Raw genomic sequence first — 16,661 nt, 5'->3', positions numbered from 1 at the left:
ATTCTTTGACCATCGCCCTCAGCCTGCAGCCAACCTATCGTGTTCGACGCTCGTACAGTCGATCCACCCGGAAGGGTCCCATGTCTGCTCGTCGCCGCGGAAGCCTGCGCCTCCGCCTGGCCGTCACGGCCCTGCTCCTGCCCCTCGCCGCGCTGCTGGGTGTTGCCCCGGCACACGCAGCCGACACCGATGTCGACGGCGTGACCTATGAGCTCGCCGATCCGGCCGATGCCACCCTCGGTGCGATCGCCGTCGGTTACACCGAGGCGGACAATGCCGACCACCCCCACCTGACCATCGCCGACCAGGTCACCATCGACGGCCAGGACGTGCCGGTCACCTCCGTCGGCTTCCAGGCGTTCCGCGCCGTGGGGCTGGAGTCCGTGGAGATGCCGCAGACCCTGACCAGCATCGAGACCTCGGCATTCGCCCACAACAGGCTCACCTCGGTGGACCTGCCCGCCGCGCTGACCAGCATCGGTTCCTATGCCTTCACGCGGAACGATCTGACCGGCCTCGATCTGGGTCACCTGAGCGGGCTGACCCACGTCGCCATCAGCGCATTCTCCGCCAACGAGATCGCCACACTGTCGCTGCCGGACTCGCTGACCACGATCGAGGCCGGGGCGTTCTGGTTCAACGAGCTCACCGAGGTGGTCATCCCCGGCGGCGTCACGGTCATCGAGGAGGAGGCGTTCGCCACGAACTCGCTCAGCGAGGTCACCATCCCCGCCTCCGTCACCGAGCTCGGAGCGGCAGTCTTCGCCGAGAACCCGCAGCTACGGACGGTCGTCTTTGCGGGGCCGGCGCCCCTGGCCGGCACCGACCCGTTCAGCGGCCCGCAGGAGCAGTCCGAGGTGACGGTCGAGTTCCCGTGGCGGTACGGCGCCGAGCAGGCCGGCGAGGGCGGCTTCCCGAGCCCCACCTGGTTCGGTCACCGCACGGTTCCCGTCATCGAGGTCGTGACGGTCGACCCGACCGGAGTCGTGCCGATGCCCGCGCCGTTCTCCCTGGCGCTGGACCAGGTCACCGATGGTGGACCTGCTGCCACGGTGCCGGCGGATGTGCTGCCCGATCCCGTGCACCCCGAGCGGGAGTTCGCCGGTTGGTCGGCCGATGATGCGGCCACCCCGGGCGGACCCACCCCGTGGGCACCCGGCGATCTGCTGTTCGGGGACACCACCCTGACCGCCCTCTGGGCGCTTCCCCCGGCTTCCTTGGCGAGCATCGAGGTACGCGCCTCGGCCACGACGGTCGACGAAGGCGAGACCGTGACCCTCACCGCAGAGGGCTTCGACGACGAGGGCGTCTCCCTAGGCGATGTCACCGCCGAGACTGTCTTCACCTCCGACGTCGCCACCGATGAGGTCGACGCGGATCAGGTCACGTTCCCGACGGCCAGCGACCACACGATCACGGGCACTCATGCGTCGGGGGTGAGCGACGCCGTCGTCATCGAGGTGATCCCGGCCGCGACCGGACCCCAGCCCACCGAGCCTACGGTCGAGCCGGCCACCCCCGGAGTCCCCGAAGGCCCACCCACCGCGACCACCGGGACGCTCGCCGAGACCGGTACCGACGGGCACCTGCTCGTTGCGATGGTCACGCTGGTGAGCCTCGGGTCCCTGGTCGTGCTGCTCGCCCAGCGAGGCATGCGAAGGAGCCTGCGATGACGGGCGCGCGCCGTCACGCGAGCCGTGCCGTCGCGGTCCTCGCCCTGGCAGGTGGTCTGGCCGCCTGCTCCGAGGCCGCTCCCGCACCGGATACGCAGGCGGGGAACGTCGCCGAGGGGTCCGAGGCCGATGACGCCGACGTGACCGAGGCCGAGGCGTCGGAGCAGCAGGAGCAGCAGGACGCTGCGACGGCCGACTATCTTGACGTGCTGTTCGCCGAGAGCCTGCACGGGGACGTCCATCCCGCTGAGGCCGGGCGGGCCTACATCGAGGTGGCCGGTGAGCGGTTGGACTTCGACGAGGTGAGCTGCCGTATCGAGGACGCTCCGGACGCCGGTGTGTTCGAGGTGGTGGCACGGGGCGAGACCGCGCACGGGCCCACCGAGCTCGCGTGGAGTCGCACCATCGGCTCCGGGATCGGCTGGGCCTGGGAGGACGAGTACGTGCGCCTCACCCTCATCGGGGGTACCGAGCAGCGCGAGCTGAACGACATCTCCACCGCGACCGCCCAGCGCGAGGAGGGCGAGGAGGTCGAATGGCTCGAGGGCAGCGGGAGCACTCCGCTCATCCGGTTAGCCGGCACCGAGGCGAGCGCGACCGGATCACTCGACCCGCTACCTGGCGCGGAGGACCCCCTGCTGGGCGACTTCGTCGCCGCCGTCACCTGCCCGTGACCATGCTGAGGAGACACACGATGCGATCGACCCTGCGCCACGCGCCGGCCGCAGCCGGAATCGTCCTGCTGCTGGGCCTGGCCGCCTGCACCTCGCCGGACGCGGAGCCCGGCGCCGGCGACCAGGCAGGGGCCGCCACCGAGGTCCCTGCCGAGGACGCCACCGAGGACGCCGCCACCGAGGAGACAGCAGAGACCGACGCCGCCGAGGAGCCGACGGTCGAGGAGGAGCCGGCCGTCGGCTCCGCGGCAGGAACGGTGAGCGTCGACGGCGTCGAGTACGAGATCACCGAGCTGCGCAACTGCGAACCGCTGCAGGACGGGGCCGTGGACCGCGAGCTCGAGCTGCAGGGCTTCGGCGAGCACGAGGGCGAGCGCACCCAGGTCGACGTCTACGTGCAGGAACTGGCCGGCACGCCCTATGACGACGTCTCCTGGTCGGGCCCGGAAGGCGTCTACGGCGGCCCGCAGGACGCCGTCGTGGAGCTCGACGCCACGAGCGTGCGGGGCACGGCCACATTGATGGACAGCCTCACCCAGACCGAGACGGTGAGCATCGAGTTCGAGCTCGAGGTACCGGCGGAGACGATCGCCTGCCGCTGAGGCCGGGCTAGGAACGAGCGGCCCGCGCCAGGGCGTCCATCCCGCGGGCGAGCGCCCGGAGGTCGTCGAGTTCCATCCGTTCCATCAGCTCGCGTCCGATCCGCCAGCCCGCCTCGTGCACCGAGGCCACCCGCTGCTCCCCCGCACCGGTCAGCGCGATCAGGCGCACCCGGCGGTCGGCAGGGTCGGCGCGGCGCTCGACCATCCCCTGCCCCTCGAGCCGGTCCACCATCCCCGAGACGGTCGGGGTGGAGACGCCCAGGTGCTCAGCCACCGCGTGCCCGCTCGTCGGACCATCCCGGTAGAGCAGTGCCAGCAGCTGGATCTGCGGCACGGTGAGGGTGGCGTCGAACAGCGTCGACAGGTCCTCCTTGAGCAGCAGCCGCGAGGTCTCCTCGTGCGCTGTGAGCACCTGGTGCACGAGCTGATGGCGGCTGTCCACGTGATACCTTCGCTTGACGCTAATGATTAGCCTCTGGCTAACGATGTCTCTCCCAGACTCTCACATCCGGAGCCCCGATGTCCGCTCTCGCCCGCTTCAGCCTGGCCAACCGCGCGCTCGTGGCGCTCGCGACCCTGATCGCCGTCGCCGCCGGGCTGTGGTCGACGACGGCGCTGAAGCAGGAGTTGATGCCGCCGCTGAACCTCCCGGTGGTCGCCGCGATCACCACCTACCCGGGTGCCTCCCCGGAGGTGGTCGAGAACCAGGTCACCGACACCATCGAGCAGGCGGCGGGGGCGGTGACCGGGCTGGAGCAGACCAGCTCCACCTCCTCGGCCAACGTCTCCGCGGTCCTGCTCGAGCTCGAGTACGGCACGGACGTCACCAACGCCCAGCAGGAGCTGCAGGCAGCGGTGAGCCGGCTGAGCAACGCCCTGCCGGAGGACGCCGACACCCAGGTGATCGCCGGCAGCCTGGACGATCTGCCGGTGATCCAGCTCTCGGTCGCCGCCACCGATGATCCCGACGCCGCGGTGGAGGTGCTGCGCACGGCCATCATCCCCGAGATCGAAAGGATCGACGGCGTGCGTGACGTCCAGCTCAGCGGCGTCCAGGACGAGCAGGTCCGCATCGACATCGACGCGGCCGCCATGGCCGCCGCCGGCCTGACGCCCGACGCCGTGCAGGGCGCGCTGCAGGCCAGCGGCGTGGTGATCCCCGGTGGTGAGATCACCTCCGACGACCGCACCATGTCGGTGCAGACCGGCGCCGAACTGACCTCCGCCGAGGACGTCGCCGCGGTGCCGATCCCGAGCGAGGACGGCCCGGTGCGTCTCGAGGAGATCGCCGAGGTCGCGGCCGAGCAGGCCGAGGCCTCCTCCTTCTCCCGCACCGACGGCGAGCAGTCCTTCGGGATCGCCGTCACCAAGACCCCCGACGGCAACACGGTCGAGATCTCCGAGGCCGTCGCCGAGCACCTCGCCGACTTCGAGGCCTCGCTCGGAGAGCAGGGCTCCGTGGTGGTCGTCTTCGACCAGGCGCCCTTCATCGAGCAGTCGGTGGAGGACCTCACCGTGGAGGGCCTGCTGGGCCTGGTCTTCGCGATCGTCATCATCCTGCTGTTCCTGCGCAAGATCCGCCCGACGGCGGTCACCGCCCTGTCCATCCCCCTCTCCCTGCTCATCGCGCTCGTCGGGCTGAAGGTGGTGGGCTTCTCCCTCAACCTGTTCACCCTGGCAGCGCTGACGGTCTCGATCGGGCGCGTGGTGGACGACTCGATCGTGGTCATCGAGAACATCAGCAGGCACCTCAGCTACGGCAAGTCCCGCGTGCAGGCGATCATCGACGCCGTCCGCGAGGTGGCCGGCGCGATCACCTCCTCCACCGTGGCCACCGCCGCCGTGTTCGTCCCCATGGGCCTGGTGGGCGGGATGGTCGGCGAGCTCTTCCGGCCCTTCGCGTTCACGATCGCGCTCGCCCTGCTGGCCTCGCTACTGGTGTCCCTGACGATCGTGCCCGCGCTGGCCTACTGGTTCGTCCGCCCACCGGCCGGCGAGCTCACCGAGGAGGCCCGCGAGGCGGTAGAGCTGGCCGAGCGACGCACACCCGTGCAGCGCTCCTACCTGCGCGTGCTGCGTGGCGCCCTGACCCGGCCCTGGCTGGCGATCCTCGCTGCCGTCGTCATCCTCGCCGGCACCGCAGGCATGGCCACCCAGCTGAAGACGGACTTCATCGGCAACACCGGCGAGAACACCCTCAGCGTGAGCCAGGAGCTGCCTGCCGGGACCTCGCTGGCCGCCGCCGACGAGGCGGCCGCCGTGGTCGAGGAGGTCATCGCCGATCTGCCCGCCGTCGAGACCTATCAGGTCACCGGCGGCTCCGGAGACGGCGCAGCCGCCCTCTTCGGGGGCGACGGCACGACCTTCTCCCTCACGCTGGACCTGGAGGCCGACGCCGAGGCCGCAGAGGCAGAGCTGCGCGAGGAGCTCGACCGGCTCGAGGGCGCCGGCACGCTGACCGTCTCGGCCGGGATGTCGGCCGGCTTCCTGAGCGGACTCGAGGTGATCGTCTCCGGCGCCGACGGTGGAGCGGTCGACGCCGCCTCCCAGGAGGTGCTCGAGGCGGTCCGCAGCATCGACGGCACCACCGATGTCACCTCCAACCTGGCTGCCGACCTACCGACCGTGAACGTCTCGGTGGACCGGGAGGCCGCGGCCGCGCTGGGCCTGACCGAGGCACAGATCGGCCAGGCCGTCTCGGCCGCGCTGCAGGGCTCCACGGTCGGCTCGCTGAACACCGAGACCGGCCGTCAGGACATCGTGATGCACCTGCGGCAGGCGCCCGAGGACATGGCCGCGCTCGAGGCGCTCGAGGTCACCGGACCCGCCGGGCCGGTCCCACTGGAGCAGGTGGCCGAGGTCTCGGTGGTCGAGCAGCGGGTGGAGATCACCCGCGCGAACGGTCTGCGCAGCATCACCGTCAGCGCCACCGCGACCGCCGAGGACCTGGGCGCGGTGACGGCAGACCTGCAGGCCGCCCTGGACGAGGTGGACCTGCCCGAGGGGGTCAGCGCCGAGATCGGCGGCGTCAGTGCCGACCAGGAGGAGGCCTTCGGCCAGCTGGGGCTGGCCCTGGCGGCCTCGATCCTCATCGTCTACCTGGTGATGGTGGCGACGTTCAACTCGCTCGTGCAGCCGCTGATCCTGCTGGTCTCAGTACCCTTCGCCGCCACCGGCGCGGTCGCAATGCTGCTCATCACCGGCACCCCGCTCGGGGTGGCGGCGATGATCGGGGCGCTGATGCTGGTCGGCGTGGTCGTCACCAACGCCATCGTGCTGATCGACCTCATCAACCAGTACCGCAGGCAGGGCATGCCGCTCGCCGAGGCGATCGCCGAGGGCGGCCGGCACCGGTTGCGGCCCATCCTGATGACGGCCGCCGCCACCATCGGCGCGCTGATCCCGATGGCACTGGGCCTGACCGGCGGCAGCGCCTTCATCTCCCAGCCGCTGGCGCTGGTGGTGATCGGTGGCCTGGTGACCTCCACGGTCCTGACCCTGCTGCTGGTGCCGGTGCTGTGCCTGATCGCGCAGCGGCGGGGCGAGCGCCGACGCCTCGAGGCCGGGGAGGAACCTGCTGCCGAGCAGACGCCCACCTCGGGACGCCACAGCGCGTGAGAACCTAGGGCCATGACCACCGCGGCCCGCGTCACCCGCGGCGACCTGGTGCGCGGTGCGGCCGTGGCCATCGCGTCGCTGGCGATGGTGGTCCTCCTCCCTGCGGTCGGCCGCCTCGATCCCGAGCTCGAGGTCGCGATGCCGCGGGTGTTCACGTGGCCGTGGTGGGCCGCCCTGGCAGCGATCCTCGCCCAGGGCGCGTGGGTGACATGGCTGTCCGCGGCGCCACGCCGCGCCCTGGTGGCCGTCGCGGCCCTCGCCTTCGCCGTTGCCCTCGTCCCGCTGGGGGATGCCGCCAACATCCCCCTCATCGCCGTGATCGTGGCCGCCTACGCGAGCGCCCGACGGCGCGAACCGGAGCAGTCCTGGTCGGCGTGGATCCTCACGGCCGCGCTGGTCGCCGCCGCGAGCACGGTGGCCACCCTGCGACTCGAGGAGTCCCTGCTCCTGTCCGTCACCGCGGCGATCGGCCAGGCGATCGTCGTCGTCGGTGTGCCCGCAGCGGTCGCAGCGGCCGTTTCGGTCCGCGCGCAGATGCGTGCCTCCCGCGACCGCGAGGCCCTCGCCCGCTCGAACGAGGCGGAGGCGCGGACCGAGGCGGCGCTCGCGGCGGAGCGGACCGCCATCGCACGCGAACTGCATGACATCGCCGCCCATCACCTCTCCGGGATCGCCCTGATGTCCTCGGCCATCTCCCAGCAGATCGACACCGACCCCACCACGGCGAAGGCGGGCCTGGCGGATGTCCGGGCGCAGACCCGCGAGCTGCTGGAGGAGCTGCGCGGCCTGGTCGCGCTGCTGCGCCAGGACGGCGTGGCCAGCACGGACGTCGAGTCCCTCTCCGGGCTGGAGACCCTGATCCCGGCCGCCGCGGAGCGGGGTCTGGACGTGCAACTGATCGCCGGTACGAGCATGCGTGAGCTCGCCCGGGGCATCGGACCGCTGGGCCAGTTCGCCGCCTACCGCACGGTGCAGGAGGCTCTGGCCAATGCGGCGCGGCACGCACCGGGCGGCCGGTGCACGGTGGAGCTGGCGGATGCCGGTGAGGCCCTGGAGATCGTCGTCACGAATGGTCGCGGCTCCGGTGAGGCCCACCGCTGGAGCGGTGAGAGCGGGTTCGGCCTGCGGGGCATGCAGGAGCGCGCGACGTTGACCCGATCCAGGCTCACCTACGGTCCGACCGACGACGGGGGCTGGCGTGTACGCCTGCGGGTACCGCGCGAGAGCGGGCACCTCCCCCCTCCGGAGGGGGAGGCATGATCCGCGTTCTCGTGGCCGACGACCAGGCCCTGGTCCGGGCCAGTCTCACCGCGCTGCTCGGCGCTGCACCGGACATCGAGGTGGTCGGGGCGGCCGCCGACGGTGACGAGGCGCTCGCGATGGCGCGCGAGCTGGCGCCCGACGTCGCCTGCGTGGATGTGCGTATGCCCGGCCGCGACGGCATCAGCGTCACCCGGGAGCTGTGCCGCCCCGACGCCGCCACCCCCGTCCCGGTGCTGATCCTGACGACGTTCGCGATCGACGACTATCTGTTCGCCGCCCTCGAAGCCGGCGCCTCGGGCTTCATGCTCAAGGACTCCGACCCGGAGGACATCGTCGCTGCGGTGCGCTCGGTGGCGGCCGGGAACGGGACCCTCGACACCTCCCTCACCCGCTCGGTCATCCAGGAGTTCTCCCGCCGCCGGCAGTCCCGGCCGGTCACGGTGGCCGGCGGCTCCGACCTGCTCTCCCCGCGTGAGCTCGACATCCTGCTGCTGCTGGCGCGCGGCATGTCCAACGACGAGATCGCGCGCGAGCTGGTGCTGGAGATCTCCACCGTGAAGTCCCACATCTCCCGGATGCTGCCCAAGATCGGCGTCCGCTCCCGGCTCCAGGCCGTCGTCTGGTCCTACCAGCACGGGGTGGTCGAGATCGAGCGAGACCAGCACTGACCGGTCGCGCCACCGGCCCTGCCATCCAAAGGTGGAACCCTCGCGATGGCTACTTTCGCCGCTAGAGGCGCAGCCTCGCCGATTCCTACCGTGGCCGTAGCCGGCGCACCCAGCGCCGGGACGAGCGACGGAGACCTTCATGACCTTCCCACCGGCCCTGGCAGCACCCCCACGCACGGCGGTGACGCTCACCGACGTGCACAAGACCTATACCCCCGGCCCGCAGCCGGTCCACGCGCTGCGAGCCGTGCGCCTGGCCGTCCCCGCGGGCTCGTTCACGGCGATCATGGGGCCCTCCGGCTCCGGGAAGTCGACGCTGCTGAACGTCGCGGCAGGACTCGATGCCGCCACGTCGGGCCGCGTCGTCGTCGGTGACACCGACATCAGCAGGATGAGAGCAGATGCCCTGACGACGTTCCGGCGCCGCCACGTGGGGTTCGTCTTCCAGGCCTACAACCTGCTGGAGCACCTGAGCGTGTCCGAGAACATGCGCCTGCCCTGGTGGCTGGACGCCAGCGCGCCGGAGGCCGCGCGCGAAGCGGAACTGCTGGCCCTGGTGGGTCTGAGCGAGATGGCCGGCCGGCTGCCCTCGGAACTGTCCGGCGGCCAGCGCCAGCGCGTGGCCATCGCCCGCGCGCTGGTGCTGCGCCCCGACGTGATCTTCGCCGACGAGCCCACCGGCGCACTCGACGCCCACACCGGCGCGCGGGTGCTCCACGTGCTGCGCGAGGCGGTCACGACCTACCGGCAGACGGTGGTGATGGTGACCCACGATCCGCAGGTCGCCGCCACGGCCGACGAGGTGGTCTTCCTCGCTGACGGAACGGTCGTCGGCCGGGAGACCGGTGCGTCGGCCACGCAGATCTCCCAGCGCATCCTGGACCTGTCATGAGGGCCGCACTCACCCAGATCGGCGTACGCGCACTGCGCGCCCACTGGCCCTCCGCCCTCGGCGTCTTCTTCACCATGCTGCTGGCCGCCGCGCTGGTCTCCGGATCGTTCGTGCTCATCGAGTCCGGTCTGCGTGCCGGCGACCCGTTCTCCCCCACCGCCACCATGCTGCCGACGGTGATGGGATCGTTCGCCGGCGTAGCCCTGATGCTCGCGATCCTGGTGGTCTCCTCGGCCTTCGCGGCCGCGCTGCGGGACCGCCGCCGCGAGTTCGCGCTGCTCCGCGCGGTGGGCGCCACCAGCAGGCAGGTGCGGACCCTGATCTCGGCGGAGGTGATGGTGATCTCCATCGGCGCTCTGCTCCTCGGCAGCGTCGCGGGCTTCGCCGGCGCCCGGGCGCTGGTGCCCTTGCTCATCGCGAGCGGCATGGCCGACGCGGGCTTCGCGCCGGTGCTCTCACCGTGGCCGTTCCTGTCCGCGGTGGCCGTGTTGCTGCCTGCGGCGTGGATCGCCGGCCGGTTGGCGGCACGGGAGATGGCCGAGCTCGGGCCCGCCGCCGCGGTGAGCAGCTCAGCGGTCGAGGCGCGGCCACTCGGCCAGGGTCGCGTCGTCGGCGCCTGGGTGTGTGTGGCCGCAGGGCTCGCGGCCACCGCCACCCCGGTGTTCGTGCCGGGATCCCTGGGCGGTGCCACCGGGGCCTCGTCGGCGTTCCTGTTCATCACCGCTGTCGCCCTCGCCGGGCCGGCACTGGTGCGGCGAGCCACCGCGTTCATGGCCTCCCGTGCGGTGCTGGGCCGCGGCGGCGCCCGCGCACTGGCCACAGCGAACACGCGCGGCTTCTCCCGCCGGATGACCGCCGCGGTGGTTCCGCTCGCACTGCTCGTCTCGCTCGGCGCGGTGCAGACCGGGGTCGACCGCATCGTCAGCGACGCCGGGACGCAGCAGCTCACCGATGCCCTCGGCGGGGGCGACCTGGTCTGGCAGGGGCCGGCCGGCGAGCTCGCCGGAGCGCGGGAGTCGCTGGCCGCACTGCCCGGTGTGCAGGCGGTCGCCACCACTGATGCCGGTGTGGCGCAGGTGAGGGTCGACGAGCAGGACGAGGACCTTCCCTTCCTCGACGTCCTGGCCTGGGAACACCTGCCGGTGCGCATGCTGGACGACGCCTCGGGCCTCATCGACCCCGGGGTCGTCGAGGGCGACCTCGACGCCCTCGAGCGCCCCGGCACGATCGCCGTGAGCTCGGATGCCCTGCTCGGCAAGGGGATGGGAGATCAGGTCGAGGTCCGCAGCCCCGGCGGCGAGAGCGTCACCGCCACGGTCGTGGCGGTCTACGACCGGGGCCTGGGGATCGGCGACATGGTGATGGGGCCGGACGCCTTCGCCGCGATGGCCCAGGCCTCGGGGGCACCGAGCCTGCTGGCGCAGCCCGAGCCCGGCCGGCAGGAGGAGGTGCGTCTTGGTGCTGACGCTGCCGGTCTCGCGCTGGTGCCGACCGAGGAGTTCGCCAGCGAGGTAACCGCGGCGAGCGACGCGGACACCCGCCTGTCGACCACGTTGCTCATGGTGCTGCTGGCCTTCATCGGGATCGCTGCTGCGAACGCCCTCGTGATCGCCACCCGCTTTCGCTCGGGTGAGTTCGCCCTGCTGGGTCGGTTGGGGACCACCCGCCGCCAGCTGCGCGCGATGCTTGCCGTCGAGGCGGCGTTCGTCGGCCTCGGTGCGGTGACCATCGGCACGCTGACGGCGCTGCCGGGCCTGGTCGTGGCCTCGTCGGCGATCTCCGGAGCCGCGGGCCTGGGTGTGGATGCCACGATGTACGCCGCGCTGGCGGGGTCGGCGGTGGTCATCGCGTTCCTCGGGGTGGCCGGAGCGAGGTTCCGTCCGGCGGGATGAGCAGGCTCAGACCACGACCGAGTCCATCGAGAAAACGTAGTAGGAGTGACCCGGTGCCGTGATCTCGGCCACGTGCCCGCCCGGGATCTGACTCAACGGACCCGCCGCCACATCCGGGTGCGCCTCGAGCCAGGCAGTCAGATCGTCCACGAGATACATCGGCCCCGGGCCGCCCCAGTCCGGCGCGCCGTCCAGCATCAGCTGGACGTCGGCGCCGGGCATCTGGAAGGCGACGGTGTGCTCACCCTCGCGCCACGCCTCGTCCCAGCCGAGAAGCGTGTAGTGGTCGACAGCGAGCGCCAGGTCGGTGACCGGCTGGAAGAGGAACGTGAGCTTCATCGTGGCTCCCTCGGCTGCGTGTGAGGTGACGATAGCCCCACCGTAGCGGCACCGCCATGGGGAGTCCGCAATTCAGATGCGATGTGGGCGCTGACCTGGGGTGATGGGGCGGTGTCGGTGGTCGGTGGGAGGCTTCTTTCATGACATCGACAGCCACTGTTTCCTCGTTCTCGGCTCCGGCCGAGAAGGAACTGTTGGCTGCGGTGCGGGCCAACGGGGTGGCGGCTCGGGCGGTGGAGGTCGAGCGGGCTGAGCTGGTGCTGGCGTGGGTGGGCGAGTCGGCGATCGACCCGGAGGAGACGACCCAGGACGCGGTCTTCGACCCGGATGTTCATGTCGGGGTGCCGGGGACTGAGCAGCCGATGCGCCTGGCTGGGGAGGGGGCCCCGTGGGTGGCCGATCTGGGGTTCACTCGCCTGGCCACGGCACTGGGACAATCCAACGAGGCCGCCATGAACTACGTCGGGGCGGTGGTCGAGCTGGCCTACCGCCTGCCGGTGCTGTGGTCCCGGGTCAGGGCCGGGCAGGTCAGTGTCCATCGGGCCAGGACGGTGGCCCGGTTGAGCAAGAAGCTCCCCGCCGCTGGTGCCGCCTGGGTCGATGCCCAGGTCGCCTGGACGATCGGGACCTGCTCGGTGGCTCAGATCGAACGCACCGTGGCTGCGGCGGTGGCGACCTTCGACCCCGACCAGGCAGAACGGGACCGCGAGGCGGCGTTGGAGCGGCGGCGGGTGAACATCCACCTCGGCCGCGCCGGTGACGGTCAAGACCCGGGGTCGATGAGCGTGATCGGCATCGACGGCGGCCTCGACGTGGCCGATGCACTGGACCTGGAAACAGCCATCTCCGCCCGCGCAGCAGCGTTGAAAGCCCTCATGCCCGGTGCCAGCGAGGACGTGCGCCGCTCGGTCGCCCTCGGCGACCTCGCCCGCGGCCAAGCCACCCTGGCCCGGGCCACCGGCGAGGATGACAGCGCCAGTGACTCCGGCGACCCCCACGGGCGCACGGTATTGCTGTATCTGCACCTGTCCGCCGCCGACCTCGACGAGCAGTCTTTTGGTGTGGGGCGGTGTGAGAACACCCGCTCCCCGATCACCCCCGAGCAGGTCCGCACCTGGTGCGCCACCGCCGGGCGGGTGCTGGTGCGGCCGGTGGTCGACCTCAACGCCGAGTACGCGGCGAGCACGTATGAGGCGAGTCCCAGGCTGCGTGAGCAGGTGATCCTGCGCGATGGCACGTGCCGGTTCCCGTTCTGCCACCGCAGCGCTCGGGCCGGCGACCTGGACCACATCGAACGGTACGAGCACGGCGGGCCCACCGACTCCACCAACCTCGCCGCCCTGTGCCGGCGCCACCACCGCGCCAAGACGCATGCGGGCTGGACCTACCAGGTGATCACCCCCGGCACTTACCACTGGGCCAGTCCCGACGGCGCGGCCTATCTGGTCACCCCCGCCGGCACCTTCGACCTGCCCGGCTCACCGGGGACCGCAGCGACTTCGACCGCACGGGTGCGCCAACGAGCCTTGGACTCGATGCGCACCGCCGCCAAGGCGATGCCGTCCCGTCCTCCCCGCGGGCAGCCGCCAGCAGCGCGCGGTCCCGGCAGCACCGGTAGCACCGACCCGCCACCCTTCTGATCACCCCGCCCCGGACCCCGCCGACACCCACCGTCGACGGGGACACCGGCATGTCCAGGGCGCTCGAACGGGGCCGATCAGGGCGCTGCGTGGAGCAGACGAGGCAGCGAACTGGTGCGCGGAACAACCTCACACGCTGGTCTGGGCCCGCTCCACCCGCACCACCACCGACTTCGACGCCGGTGTCCGCGACGTCCTCGCGTAGGAGTCCACAGGTACGAGCACATTCGTCTCCGGGAAGTACGCGGCGATGCACCCGCGCGCGGTCGGGTAGGCAACCGCCCGGAACGCCTGCGCGCGGCGCTCGGTGCCGTTGAACTCCGAGATCAGGTCGACCATGTTCCCGTCCGCCAGGCCCAGGTCGGCCAGGTCGTCGTCGTGGACGAAGACCACTCGCCGGCCTCCTCGCACGCCCCGGTACCTGTCGTCCTTGCCGTAGATGGTGGTGTTGAACTGATCGTGGGAGCGGATGGTCTGCAGGAGCAACCGCCCCTCGGGCACCCGCGGATACTCCAGCTCGTTGGCCGTCATGACCGCCCGGCCACCGGGGAGCGCGAACGAGCGGGTGTCCCGCGGCGGGTGCGGCAGCACGAAACCTCCGGGGTCGCCGATGCGCCGCTCGTAGTCCTCGAATCCGGGCACCACCCGGGAGATGTGGTCACGGATCAGCCGGTAGTCGCCCTCGAGCGCCCGCCAGTCCACCTGCGGAGCCCCGCCCGGGAAGCGCCCACTGCCCGCGGGACCCTCGCCGTCGGCGAACACCCGCTCGGCGAGCCGGCACACGATGCTCACCTCGGAGAGCACGTGCTCCGACGGCGGCTCCAGCCTGCCCTGGGAGGCGTGCACCGCACTCATCGAGTCCTCCACGGTGACCCGCTGGGGACCGCCGGCCTGCAGGTCACGGTCGGTGCGTCCCAGGGCGGGCAGGATCAGCGCCCGGCGGCCGGTGATCACGTGGGAGCGGTTCAGCTTCGTCGAGACCTGCACAGTCAGCGCCATCCGTTGCATGGCGGCCTCGGTCAGCTCGGTGTCCGGGGTGGCACGCAGGAAGTTCCCTCCCATCGCCATGAAGGTCCTCGCCCGGCCATCACGCATGGCCTCGATCGCGGCGACCGTGTCGTAGCCGTGCTCGCGCGGAGCGGTGAAGGCGAACTCCGCATCCAGAGCCGCGAGGAACGGCTCGGGCATCTGCTCGAAGATTCCCATGGTGCGATCACCCTGGACGTTCGAGTGACCGCGCACCGGGCACACCCCGGCCCCCGGCCTGCCGATGTTGCCCTGCAGGAGCAGCACGTTGACCAGGTCGCGCAGGGTGGCCACGGCATGCGGGTGCTGGGTGAGGCCCATCGCCCAGCAGACCACCGTCGCCGAGGAGCCGATGAGGCGGTCGGCGAGCGACTCGATCTGCCGGCGCTCGAGCCCGGTGGCCGTGGCCACCTCGTCCCAGTCGAGTGCGGCCACGTGCGCGGCGTACTGCTCGAGGCCGGAGACCGAGGAGGCGAGGAAATCGTGGTCGAGCACGCCACCGCGGTGGCCCTCGGCCTCGAGGAGCAGCGCCCCGAGCGCCTGGAAGAGCGCCTGGTCCCCGCCCAGGCGGATCTGCAGGAAGTCATCGGCCAGCTGCGTGCCGGCGACCAGGCCCCGGATGGTCTGCGGGTTGTGGAAGGTGCCCAGACCTGCCTCGGGTAGCGGGTTGATGGCGACGATCTGCGCGCCGCGGGCCTTCGCCTTCTCCAGTGCCGAGAGCATCCGCGGGTGGTTCGTCCCGGGGTTCTGCCCGGCCACCAGGATCAGCTCGGCAGTCTCGACGTCGGCCAGGCTCACCGATCCCTTACCGATGCCGATCGTCTGGTTCAGCGCCGCTCCGGAGGACTCGTGGCACATGTTCGAGCAGTCGGGCAGGTTGTTCGTGCCCAGGCCACGCACCATCAGCTGGTACAGGAACGCCGCCTCGTTGGAGGTCCGGCCGGAGGTGTAGAAGATGGCCTCATCCGGCGCCGCGGCACCCAACTCGGAGGCGATGAGGTCGAAGGCGTCCTCCCAGGAGATCGGGCGGTAGTGGGTGGCGTCGTCCTCGCGCACCATCGGGTGGGTGAGGCGGCCCTGCTGACCGAGCCAGTAGTCGTCCCTGGTGGCCAGCTCCGCGAGGGAGTGCTCGGCGAAGAACGACGGCGGCACCCGTCGCCTCGTGGCCTCCTCGGCCACCGCCTTGGCGCCGTTCTCACAGAACTCGGCCGCATGCCGCTTGTCGTGCTCGGGCCAGGCGCAGCCGGGGCAGTCGAAGCCGTCACGCTGGTTGACGGCCAGCAACGTGCGCGCGGTCCGGACCGGACCCATCTGCTCCAGCGCCGACTCCATCGCATGCAGCACCCCGGGCACACCGGCTGCAGCTCGCCGGGGTGTGCCGACCTGGAGCTCGGACTCGTCGATCCCGTGCTCGGGCGCTCGTGCCATGGTGCCTCCCGTACCGTTGGCGTGAGCCTAACTTCAGGGCCGGACAGGGAGGTAGTCGTGCCACGGGTGAGCACACGGCGCCGGACGCTGCGGATCGAGGCGGGCGGACGCCGTCGGGAACGCAGTGAGCACCTCGCCGGCGAGGAACCGCTGGAGGTCCGGGTGGGCGGGCGCTCGCTGGCGGTGACGATGCGCACCCCGGGTCACGACTTCGAGCTGGCGGCCGGGTTCTGCGTGAGCGAATCGGTGGTGCACGAGCCCGGCCAGATCGCCCAGCTCTCGTACGGGCCGGGCGTGGACGAGCAGGGCCGCGCCACCTACAACATCGTCGACGTCACGCTCGCCCCGGGGGTGGCGCCGCCACCGGCGAGCGCCGAGCGGTCGGTCTACACCTCCTCCTCGTGCGGGATCTGCGGGACCTCCTCGATCGAGGCCGTCACCAAGGTCTCGGCCTTCCCCACCCTCGACGGCGGCCCCGCCCCCGCCCAGCTCTCACCCGAGGTGCTGCTCGCCCTGCCGGAGAGGTTGCGCGCCGGGCAGGCGCAGTTCGCGCGCACCGGCGGCACGCACGCCGCGGGCCTTTTCAGCGCCGACGGCGAGCTGCTGTGCCTGCGCGAGGACGTGGGCCGGCACAACGCCGTCGACAAGCTCGTGGGATGGGCCCTGATGGAGGGCCGGTTGCCGCTGCTGGGCACCGTGCTGCAGGTCTCCGGGCGCGCCTCCTTCGAACTGGTGCAGAAGGCGCACCTGGCGGGGATCGGGACGCTGGCGGCGGTGAGCGCGCCGAGCGCCCTGGCCGTGGAGCTGGCCGAGGAGTCGCAGATGACGCTGATCGGCTTCTCCCGCGGGGACCGGCTGACCGTCTACACGGGGGCGGAGCGGATCGCGGGATAGGCGGGGCTGGTTCCGCTCACGCGTTGCCTCGATCTGTCGCTTCGTCGGTCGC

Annotated in this window: 13 protein-coding genes; 10 read left to right on the top strand and 3 right to left on the bottom strand. The window is 71.6% G+C overall.

What is annotated here, in order from left to right; all coding sequences use genetic code 11:
* Positions 1 to 80 precede the first annotated feature (80 nt).
* Genes LQF12_RS03845 through LQF12_RS03835 form a run of 3 tightly spaced genes read left to right on the top strand, consistent with a single transcriptional unit; the run spans position 81 to position 2,949 of the window.
* Positions 81 to 1,673 carry a leucine-rich repeat domain-containing protein gene (locus LQF12_RS03845; RefSeq protein ID WP_231054680.1) on the top strand — a complete coding sequence of 531 codons (1,593 nt, stop codon included), beginning with the start codon at positions 81 to 83 and terminating at the stop codon, positions 1,671 to 1,673.
* Positions 1,670 to 2,347 (top strand): hypothetical protein, encoded by a 678-nt coding sequence (locus tag LQF12_RS03840; RefSeq protein ID WP_231054679.1) that lies wholly within the window; start codon positions 1,670 to 1,672, stop codon positions 2,345 to 2,347. Before LQF12_RS03845 ends, LQF12_RS03840 begins: the two co-directional genes overlap by 4 nt.
* A gap of 20 nt (positions 2,348 to 2,367) precedes the next feature.
* On the top strand, positions 2,368 to 2,949 hold the full coding sequence (locus tag LQF12_RS03835; RefSeq protein ID WP_231054678.1) for a hypothetical protein: 582 nt from the start codon (positions 2,368 to 2,370) through the stop codon (positions 2,947 to 2,949).
* 7 nt (positions 2,950 to 2,956) lie between these two features.
* On the opposite strand, the gene LQF12_RS03830 is transcribed toward LQF12_RS03835, so the two are convergent.
* Positions 2,957 to 3,391 carry a MarR family winged helix-turn-helix transcriptional regulator gene (locus tag LQF12_RS03830; RefSeq protein ID WP_231054677.1) on the bottom strand — a complete coding sequence of 145 codons (435 nt, stop codon included), beginning with the start codon at positions 3,389 to 3,391 and terminating at the stop codon, positions 2,957 to 2,959.
* A gap of 77 nt (positions 3,392 to 3,468) precedes the next feature.
* Here LQF12_RS03830 and LQF12_RS03825 point away from each other — a divergent pair, with 77 nt between their 5' ends.
* The 5 genes from LQF12_RS03825 (at position 3,469) to LQF12_RS03805 (ending at position 11,282) form a co-directional block, all read left to right on the top strand.
* Positions 3,469 to 6,567 carry an efflux RND transporter permease subunit gene (locus LQF12_RS03825; RefSeq protein WP_231054676.1) on the top strand — a complete coding sequence of 1,033 codons (3,099 nt, stop codon included), beginning with the start codon at positions 3,469 to 3,471 and terminating at the stop codon, positions 6,565 to 6,567.
* Positions 6,568 to 6,579: 12 nt separating this feature from the next.
* The gene (locus LQF12_RS03820; protein ID WP_231054675.1) at positions 6,580 to 7,827 is read left to right on the top strand and encodes a sensor histidine kinase; all 1,248 of its coding nucleotides are present in this window, start codon (positions 6,580 to 6,582) and stop codon (positions 7,825 to 7,827) included.
* The gene (locus LQF12_RS03815; protein WP_231054674.1) at positions 7,824 to 8,498 is read left to right on the top strand and encodes a response regulator; all 675 of its coding nucleotides are present in this window, start codon (positions 7,824 to 7,826) and stop codon (positions 8,496 to 8,498) included. Before LQF12_RS03820 ends, LQF12_RS03815 begins: the two co-directional genes overlap by 4 nt.
* A gap of 139 nt (positions 8,499 to 8,637) precedes the next feature.
* A complete protein-coding gene (locus tag LQF12_RS03810; RefSeq protein ID WP_231054673.1) occupies positions 8,638 to 9,390 on the top strand; it encodes an ABC transporter ATP-binding protein in 753 nt (250 codons plus the stop codon).
* Positions 9,387 to 11,282: an FtsX-like permease family protein gene (locus tag LQF12_RS03805; RefSeq protein WP_231054672.1), complete on the top strand. Its 1,896-nt coding sequence runs from the start codon at positions 9,387 to 9,389 to the stop codon at positions 11,280 to 11,282. The genes LQF12_RS03810 and LQF12_RS03805 overlap by 4 nt, the downstream gene beginning before the upstream one ends.
* Positions 11,283 to 11,288: 6 nt before the next feature.
* Here the strand turns inward: LQF12_RS03805 and LQF12_RS03800 are convergent, their stop codons facing one another.
* Positions 11,289 to 11,621 (bottom strand): hypothetical protein, encoded by a 333-nt coding sequence (locus LQF12_RS03800; RefSeq protein ID WP_231054671.1) that lies wholly within the window; start codon positions 11,619 to 11,621, stop codon positions 11,289 to 11,291.
* A gap of 140 nt (positions 11,622 to 11,761) precedes the next feature.
* On the opposite strand from LQF12_RS03800, the gene LQF12_RS03795 reads away from it, so the two are divergent.
* Entirely contained in the window at positions 11,762 to 13,261 is a 1,500-nt protein-coding gene (locus LQF12_RS03795; RefSeq protein WP_231054670.1) for an HNH endonuclease, read from the top strand.
* A 129-nt stretch (positions 13,262 to 13,390) separates the two neighbouring features.
* Here LQF12_RS03795 and LQF12_RS03790 read toward each other — a convergent pair whose 3' ends face one another.
* Positions 13,391 to 15,715: an FdhF/YdeP family oxidoreductase gene (locus LQF12_RS03790; RefSeq protein ID WP_231054669.1), complete on the bottom strand. Its 2,325-nt coding sequence runs from the start codon at positions 15,713 to 15,715 to the stop codon at positions 13,391 to 13,393.
* Positions 15,716 to 15,781: 66 nt separating this feature from the next.
* On the opposite strand from LQF12_RS03790, the gene fdhD reads away from it, so the two are divergent.
* Positions 15,782 to 16,609: a formate dehydrogenase accessory sulfurtransferase FdhD gene (fdhD, locus tag LQF12_RS03785; protein WP_231054668.1), complete on the top strand. Its 828-nt coding sequence runs from the start codon at positions 15,782 to 15,784 to the stop codon at positions 16,607 to 16,609.
* The last annotated feature ends 52 nt before the right edge of the window (positions 16,610 to 16,661 follow it).

Source organism: Ruania suaedae (assembly GCF_021049265.1).
In the GTDB taxonomy this organism is placed as follows: domain Bacteria; phylum Actinomycetota; class Actinomycetes; order Actinomycetales; family Beutenbergiaceae; genus Ruania; species Ruania suaedae.
Note: the sequence above shows the minus strand (reverse complement) of the source record. Positions and strands in the feature narration are given on the sequence as shown.